Source organism: Streptomyces sp. NPDC054863, from assembly GCF_053610825.1.
This window is the reverse complement of the sequence record NZ_JBSGZD010000364.1, coordinates 1-7,350: the sequence shown is the minus strand read 5'-3', so window position 1 is coordinate 7,350 and position 7,350 is coordinate 1. Positions and strand designations below refer to the sequence as shown.

4 protein-coding genes are annotated in these 7,350 nt (G+C 68.8%); 1 reads left to right on the top strand and 3 read right to left on the bottom strand.

Translation table 11 applies throughout. The features are described 5' to 3' along the window. Positions 1-132: 132 nt before the first annotated feature. From glpK to ACWGIG_RS35220, 3 genes are all read right to left on the bottom strand, one after another. The gene (gene glpK / locus ACWGIG_RS35230) at positions 133-1,662 is read right to left on the bottom strand and encodes a glycerol kinase GlpK (RefSeq protein ID WP_453325777.1); all 1,530 of its coding nucleotides are present in this window, start codon (positions 1,660-1,662) and stop codon (positions 133-135) included. A 61-nt stretch (positions 1,663-1,723) separates the two neighbouring features. Then, entirely contained in the window at positions 1,724-2,497 is a 774-nt protein-coding gene (locus ACWGIG_RS35225; RefSeq protein WP_453325776.1) for an MIP/aquaporin family protein, read from the bottom strand. A 201-nt stretch (positions 2,498-2,698) separates the two neighbouring features. After that, a complete protein-coding gene (locus tag ACWGIG_RS35220) occupies positions 2,699-3,463 on the bottom strand; it encodes an IclR family transcriptional regulator (protein ID WP_453325775.1) in 765 nt (254 codons plus the stop codon). Positions 3,464-3,760: 297 nt separating this feature from the next. On the opposite strand from ACWGIG_RS35220, the gene metH reads away from it, so the two are divergent. Further along, on the top strand, positions 3,761-7,273 hold the full coding sequence (gene metH / locus ACWGIG_RS35215; protein ID WP_453325774.1) for a methionine synthase: 3,513 nt from the start codon (positions 3,761-3,763) through the stop codon (positions 7,271-7,273). Positions 7,274-7,350: the final 77 nt, after the last annotated feature.

Sequence of the window (7,350 nt, the reverse complement as noted above, 5' to 3'; positions counted from 1 at the left end):
GTCGTCCGGTCGCGCCCCGTGGGTCGGGCCGCTCTGCAGGGTGGTCATGTCGCTTGCTCCTCTTCAGATCTCTGGAACAGATCTAGTTCTGCGGATCGCGGCGGATCCCTGTCGATCCGCCGCGGATCTGCCTCAGACTTCTTCTTCGTCGAGCCAGCCCATGGAGCGCTCGACGGCCTTGAGCCAGCTCTTGTACTCGCGGTCGCGCTGGGCCTCGTCCATGCGCGGCGTCCACTCGGCGGCCCGGCGCCAGTTGGCGCGCAGCTCGTCGGTGCTCGACCAGAAGCCGACCGCGAGGCCGGCCGCGTACGCAGCGCCCAGACACGTGGTCTCGGCGACCATCGGACGGACGACGGGGGCGTCCAGGAAGTCCGACAGGGTCTGCATCAGCAGGTTGTTGGAGGTCATGCCGCCGTCGACCTTCAGGGCGGTCAGCTCGACGCCCGAGTCCTTGGTCATGGCGTCGGTGATCTCACGGGTCTGCCAGGCCGTCGCCTCCAGCACGGCGCGCGCGATGTGCGCCTTGGTGACGTACCGGGTGAGACCCGCGATCACACCGCGGGCGTCGGAGCGCCAGTACGGGGCGAAAAGACCGGAGAACGCGGGCACGAAGTACGCGCCGCCGTTGTCCTCGACGCTGGAGGCCAGCGTCTCGATCTCGGCCGCGGTCTTGATCATGCCCATCTGGTCGCGCATCCACTGCACCAGCGAACCGGTGACCGCGATCGAGCCTTCCAGCGCGTAGACCGGCTTCTGGTCGCCGATCTGGTAGCCGACGGTCGTCAGCAGGCCGTTGTACGAGTTGACGGGCTCCTCACCGGTGTTCATCAGCATGAACGTGCCGGTGCCGTACGTCGACTTGGCCTCGCCCTCGGAGAAGCAGGTCTGGCCGAACAGTGCCGCCTGCTGGTCGCCGAGCGCGGACGCGACCGGCACACCCGCCAGGACACCGGAAGCGGCGGTTCCGTACACCTCGGCGGAAGACTTGATCTCCGGCAGGACGGCGGCCGGGATGTCCATGGACGTCAGGATCTTCTCGTCCCAGGCCATCGTGTGCAGGTTCATCAGCAGGGTGCGCGAGGCGTTGGTGACGTCGGTGACGTGCACGCCGCCGTTCACACCGCCGGTGAGGTTCCAGATGACCCAGGAGTCCATGGTGCCGAAGAGGATGTCCCCGGCCTCGGCCTTCTCGCGCAGGCCCTCGACGTTGTCCAGCAGCCAGCGGATCTTCGGACCGGCGAAGTAGGAGGCCAGCGGGAGGCCGGTCTCGCGGCGGAAGCGGTCCTGGCCGACGTTGCGGCCGAGCTCCTTGCACAGGGCGTCGGTGCGGGTGTCCTGCCAGACGATGGCGTTGTGGACGGGTTTACCGGTCGCCTTGTCCCACATCATCGTGGTCTCGCGCTGGTTGGTGATGCCGATCGCCTTGACGTCGGCGGCGGAGATGCCCGCCTTGACGACCGCCCCGGCGACGACCTCCTGGACGTTCTCCCAGATCTCGGTCGCGTCGTGCTCGACCCATCCCGGCTTGGGGAAGATCTGCTCGTGCTCCTTCTGGTCGACCGAGACGATCCGGCCGTCCTTGTCGAAGACGATGCAGCGGCTGGAGGTGGTGCCCTGGTCGATGGCCGCGATGAACGGGCCGGTGGTGTGTGCGTCGCTCACGGTGTGCTCCTCGAAGTCTTGTGTCGTACGGATCGCAGCTTGCAGATCGCAGCTTGGCGGATCAGGCGAAGGCGAGCTGGTAGATCCCGCCCGCGATGGCGCCGCCGAGGAGCGGGCCGACCACGGGGATCCAGGCGTAGCCCCAGTCCGAACCGCCCTTGTTGGGCAGCGGGAGCAGAGCATGCACGATGCGGGGGCCGAGGTCACGGACCGGGTTGATGGCGTAGCCGGTCGGACCGCCGAGGGAGAGACCGATGCCGACCACGACGAAGGCGGTGATCATCGCGCCCATGACGCCGGGACCCTTGGGGTCGTCGGCGGACACGCCGGGAATCGTCGACTGGGTGAGGATCGCCAGCACCAGCACGACGGTGGCGATGACTTCGGTGACCAGGTTCTGCGCGGCGTTGCGGATCTCGGGCGAGGTGAAGAACACCCCGTGCACCTGGCCCGGGTTCGCGCTCTTCAGCTCGACCGCTTCCGGGTCGGTGAGGTGGCCGCGGAACTGGCCCGCGTACGTCGCCCAGACCAGCAGCGCACCGATCATCGCGCCCAGCAGCTGACCGGCGAAGTAGACCGGGAGGTCGCTCCAGGGCGTCGCGCCCTTGATCGCGAGGCCGACGGTCACGGCCGGGTTCAGGTGGGCGCCGGAGAGACCGGCGGAGATGTACGCAGCGGTCAGTACCGCGAAGCCCCACCCGAAGGTGATGGCGACCCAGCCGGCGTTGAACGCCTTCGAGCGCCTGAGGGTGACCGCCGCGCAGACGCCACCGCCCAGCAGGATGAGTACGGCGGTACCGATGGTCTCGCCGGTGAAGATGTCGAGGCTGGACACCCGCGACTCCTTTGTCCTTCGTCCAGGTTCAGACCCTCGATGAGAGCCCAGTCGGTTCCCGGCTTGTGCCCCACTCTAACTCTTATGTCGTTAGGTGTTCGACAATGCCGACCGATGAACGGCAGTTTTCACCCCCGTTACCAGTGCGTCAAGGGTTCTGTGACCGGCATCCCAGAGCGTGACGATCCGGCCCCGTAGCGCTCAGAACCGCCCGGCGCCCAGATCCCGCGACACCGCACGCGCACAGTCCCGTACCGCGGCCACCAGCTCGGGCTTCAACTCCCCTTCGGGCCGCACCCGTTCGACCGCACCCGTGATGCCCACCGCGCCCACCGGCATCCGCCGCCGGTCGTGGATGGGGGCCGCGATCGACGCCACGCCCTCCCAGGTCTCCTCCACGTCGGCGGCCCACCCGCGCGCCCGGGTGAGATCGAGCACCTCCTCGAACTCCTCCGCCGAAGTGAGGGTGCGCGCGGTGAACGGCTCCCGGTCGGCCTCCACCGCCTCGGTGTGCGCCACCGGGTCGAACGCGGACAGCACCTTGCCCAGCGCCGTACTGTGCAGCGGCTGCATCGCCCCCACCTCCAGCACCTGACGGCTGTCGTCGGGCCGGAAGACGTGGTGCACGATCAGTACGCCCTGCTGGTGCAGCACCCCCAGATAGACGCTCTCGCCGCTGGAACGCGCCAGGTCGTCCGTCCACACCAGGGCCCGGGCCCGCAGCTCGTGCACGTCCAGGAAGCTGTTGCCCAGCCGCAGCAGCTCCGCCCCCAGCTGGTAGCGGCCCGACGCCGGGTCCTGCTCCACGAAGCCCTCGTGCTGAAGGGTGCGCAGAATGCCGTGCGCGGTCCCCTTGGCAAGTCCCAGCGCGGCGGCCACCTCCGTCAGGCCCAGCCGCCGCTCGCCGCCCGCGAGCAGCCGCAGCATGGCAGCCGCCCGCTCCAGCGACTGGATATTGCGAGCCATCGCCCGACACCTCCACCGGGATCCGAGTCCACAGGGAATCGAGAAGTCCCACAGTCGTCCAACAGTCCAAAAGAGCCGATGTTCGGCAATGCTGAACAGTATCGGCCGTTACCGACCCCTGTCACCGGCGCACCGCGCGCCGGGCCCTGCGCAGGCCACCGCCTCCAGTGCGGCACCACTGTCCGCCGACCGGGACACCTGCACACTCCCGGGATCGGCCCCGCTACCCTGACCGGGTGCGCCCGCCGCCTGGGCGGGTGCAAAGCCGACAGCCGTCGCAACCCTGGGAGCACATCCATGGCCTCGTTGCCGCACTCCACGCCCGACGCCCGCACCCGAGTCGAAGCCCTCCGTGAGGCACTCGCCACCCGCGTAGTGGTGGCCGACGGCGCGATGGGCACGATGCTCCAGGCACAGGACCCCACCCTCGAAGACTTCCAGGACCTCGAAGGCTGCAACGAGATCCTGAACCTCACGCGCCCGGACATCGTCCGCAACGTGCACAAGGAGTACTTCGCGGTCGGCGTCGACTGTGTGGAGACCAACACCTTCGGCGCCAACCACTCCGCGGCCAACGAGTACGACATCGCCGACCGCATCGTCGAGCTCTCCGAGTCCGGCGCCCGGATCGCCCGCGAGGTCGCCGACGAGTTCGCCGCCCAGGACGGCCGCACCCGCTGGGTCCTCGGCTCGGTCGGCCCCGGCACCAAGCTGCCCTCGCTCGGCCACATCACCTACGACGTGATCCGCGACGGCTACCAGCAGAACGCCGAAGGCCTCCTGGCCGGCGGCGCCGACGCCCTGATCGTGGAGACCACGCAGGACCTCCTGCAGACCAAGTCCAGCCTCATCGGCGCCCGCCGGGCCATGGACGCACTCGGCGTCAGCGTGCCGCTGATCTGCTCGCTCGCCTTCGAGACGACCGGCGTCATGCTGCTCGGCTCCGAGATCGGCGCCGCGCTCACCGCCCTGGAACCCCTCGGCATCGACCTCATCGGCCTCAACTGCTCGACGGGCCCCGCCGAGATGAGCGAGCACCTGCGCTACCTCGCCCGCCACTCCCGTACGCCGCTGATGTGCATGCCCAACGCCGGCCTGCCGGTCCTCACCAAGGACGGCGCGCACTTCCCGCTCGGCCCCGAGGGCCTCGCCGACGCGCAGGAAGCCTTCGTCAACGACTACGGCCTGTCCCTCATCGGCGGCTGCTGCGGTACGACGCCCGAGCACCTGCGCCAGGTCGTCGACCGGGCCCGCGGCCTGACCCCCGCGGCCCGCGAACCGCGCCCCGAGCCGGGCGCCGCCTCCCTCTACCAGACCGTCCCGTTCCGGCAGGACACCTCGTACCTCGCCATCGGCGAGCGCACGAACGCCAACGGATCGAAGAAGTTCCGCGAGGCCATGCTGGAAGCCCGCTGGGACGACTGCGTGGAGATGGCCCGCGACCAGATCCGCGAGGGCGCCCACATGCTCGACCTCTGCGTCGACTACGTGGGCCGCGACGGCGTCGCCGACATGAAGGAACTCGCAGGCCGCTTCGCCACCGCCTCCACCCTGCCCCTCGTCCTGGACTCCACCGAACTCCCCGTCCTGAAGGCAGGACTGGAGATGCTCGGCGGGCGCGCCGTCATCAACTCCGTCAACTACGAGGACGGCGACGGCCCCGAATCCCGCTTCGCGAAGGTCACCGAACTCGCCACCGAGCACGGCGCCGCACTGATCGCGCTCACCATCGACGAGGAGGGCCAGGCCCGCACCGTCGAGCACAAGGTCGCCATCGCCGAGCGCCTCATCAACGACCTGACCGGCAACTGGGGGGTGCAGGAGTCCGACATCCTCATCGACGTCCTCACCTTCACCATCTGCACCGGCCAGGAAGAGTCCCGCAAGGACGGCATCGCCACCATCGGGGCGATCCGCGAACTCAAGAAGCGCCACCCCGACGTCCAGACCACCCTGGGCCTCTCCAACATCTCCTTCGGCCTCAACCCGGCCGCCCGCGTCATCCTCAACTCCGTCTTCCTCGACGAGTGCGTCAAGGCCGGACTCGACTCCGCGATCGTGCACGCCTCCAAGATCCTGCCGATCGCCCGGCTGGAGGACGAGCAGGTCAAGGTCGCCCTCGACCTCATCCACGACCGCCGCGCCGAGGGCTACGACCCCCTGCAGAAGCTCATGGAGCTCTTCGACGGCGTCAACATGAAGTCGATGAAGGCGGGCCGCGCCGAGGAACTCATGGCCCTGCCGCTCGGCGAGCGCCTCCAGCGCCGCATCATCGACGGCGAGAAGAACGGCCTGGAGGCCGACCTCGACGAAGCCCTCACCGGCGCCCCCGCCCTCGACATCGTCAACAACACGCTGCTCGAAGGCATGAAGGTGGTCGGCGAGCTCTTCGGCTCCGGCCAGATGCAGCTGCCGTTCGTGCTCCAGTCCGCCGAGGTCATGAAGACCGCGGTCGCCTACCTGGAACCGCACATGGAGAAGACCGACGACGACGGCAAGGGCACCATCGTGCTGGCCACCGTCCGCGGCGACGTCCACGACATCGGCAAGAACCTCGTCGACATCATCCTCTCCAACAACGGCTACACCGTCGTCAACCTGGGCATCAAGCAGCCCGTCTCCGCGATCCTGGAAGCCGCCGAGGAACACCGCGCCGACGTCATCGGCATGTCGGGACTCCTGGTGAAGTCCACGGTGATCATGAAGGAGAACCTCCAGGAGCTCAACCAGCGCAAGATGGCCGCCGACTTCCCCGTCATCCTCGGCGGAGCAGCCCTCACCCGCGCGTACGTCGAGCAGGACCTGCACGAGATCTACGAGGGCGAAGTGCGCTACGCCCGCGACGCGTTCGAGGGCCTGCGTCTGATGGACGCCCTCATCGGCGTCAAGCGAGGCGTCCCCGGCGCCGTACTCCCCGAACTCAAGCAGCGCCGCGTCCCCAAGAAGGAGAACGTCGCCGTCCTGGAGGTGGAGGAGCCCGAGGGCTCGGTCCGCTCCGACACCTCCACCGACAACAAGATCCCCGAGCCGCCCTTCTGGGGCACCCGCGTCGTCAAGGGCATCCAGCTCAAGGAGTACGCCTCCTGGCTCGACGAGGGCGCCCTCTTCAAGGGCCAGTGGGGCCTCAAGGAAGCCCGCAAGGGCGGCCCCAGCTACGAGGAGCTGGTGGAGACCGAGGGCCGCCCGCACCTGCGCGGCTGGCTCGACAAGCTGCACACCGAAGGCCTCCTCGAAGCGGCCGTCGTCTACGGCTACTTCCCCTGCGTCTCCAAGGGCGACGACCTGATCCTCCTGGGCGAGGACGGCTCCGAGCGCACCCGCTTCTCCTTCCCGCGCCAGCGCCGGGGCCGCCGCCTGTGCCTCGCGGACTTCTTCCGCCCCGAGGAGTCCGGCGAGGTCGACGTCGTCGGCCTCCAGGTCGTCACCGTGGGCTCGCGCATCGGCGAGGAGACCGCCAAGCTCTTCGAGGCCAACGCCTACCGCGACTACCTCGAACTGCACGGACTCTCCGTCCAGTTGGCCGAAGCCATGGCCGAGTACTGGCACGCCCGGGTCCGCTCGGAGCTCGGCTTCGCCGGCGAGGACCCCAGCGACGTGAAGGACATGTTCGACCTCAAGTACCGCGGCGCCCGCTTCTCGCTCGGCTACGGCGCCTGCCCCAACCTGGAGGACCGCGCCAAGATCGCCGAACTGCTCCGGCCCGAGCGGATCGGCGTCCACCTCTCCGAGGAGTTCCAGCTCCACCCCGAGCAGTCCACGGACGCGATCGTCATCCACCATCCGGAGGCGAAGTACTTCAACGCGCGTTAACCGCGGTACGGGAAACCGTGCACGCAATACGGGAACGCGCGTTCCACTGGCCGGACGTACACTGGTCGGCCCAGTGC